The organism is Caulobacter sp. 602-1 (genome assembly GCF_003931565.1).
Classification (GTDB): Bacteria; Pseudomonadota; Alphaproteobacteria; order Caulobacterales; family Caulobacteraceae; genus Caulobacter.
Genome location: NZ_RRYI01000031.1, coordinates 1 through 427, shown reverse-complemented (window position 1 = coordinate 427; position 427 = coordinate 1). Strand labels below are relative to the sequence as shown.

The window sequence follows — 427 nt, the reverse complement described above, 5'->3', positions numbered from 1 at the left end:
CTCCCACCCCCTGCCGGGTGCAGTACCATCGCCGTGCCAGGCCTTAGCTTCCGGGTTCGGAATGGGACCGGGCGTCTCACCTGGGCCATGGCCGCCGCAAATCTTCTGTTGTACGGTCAGACGCTGGGGTCTGCCGGCTTGTGGCGGCCTGGGAACCGGATGGTGGACGCGATGCGTTGGTTCGTCTTGTGTTCATCCCGTGCTCATTGTCGTGGGGATGGTTCGCAGCAGGATCGATGCGTTCCAACCGGGGTTGGATTGTTGTGTTGCCTTTCGTCCGTTAGTACCGGTCGGCTCCACCCCTCGCGGGGCTTCCACGTCCGGCCTATCAACCACGTGTTCTGCATGGGGACTTCAAGGACCCGTAGTCCTATGGAATGCTTATCTTGGAGCAGGCTTCCCGCTTAGATGCTTTCAGCGGTTATCC

Annotated in this window: 2 rRNA genes; both read right to left on the bottom strand. The window is 60.9% G+C overall.

The window, feature by feature from the left end:
- Positions 1 to 99: ribosomal RNA gene (rrf, locus tag EIK80_RS25105) — 5S ribosomal RNA — on the bottom strand; the annotation flags it as partial.
- A gap of 161 nt (positions 100 to 260) precedes the next feature.
- Positions 261 to 427, bottom strand: a 23S ribosomal RNA gene (locus tag EIK80_RS25100); the annotation flags it as partial.